We start from the raw sequence: 234 nt of genomic DNA on the forward strand, positions 1-234 counted from the left end.
TATTCACTACCGGCTGAACATGATGATCGCCACATAATACCACCAGCAGGTTACTGACCATAGCGGCTTTGCGCTCACCATCTAAATCAATAACATTTCGCTCTGACAAACTCTGCAAAGCGGTTTCAACCATACCCACGGCACCTTCGACAATTTTTTGCCGGGCCGCTACGATAGCGGCTGCTTGCTGACGCTGCAGCATGGCGCTGGCAATTTCAGCGGCGTACGCAAGAT

The 234-nt window shown here is 51.3% G+C and carries 1 protein-coding gene; it reads right to left on the reverse strand.

What is annotated here, in order from left to right; translation table 11 throughout:
* The coding region (locus tag R0J87_RS24860; protein ID WP_498889701.1) for a hypothetical protein at nucleotides 1-234 on the reverse strand (234 nt) is incomplete at both ends.

Origin of the sequence: Halomonas sp. SIMBA_159 (genome assembly GCF_046536035.1) — a bacterium.
GTDB lineage: Bacteria > Pseudomonadota > Gammaproteobacteria > Pseudomonadales > Halomonadaceae > Vreelandella > Vreelandella venusta_A.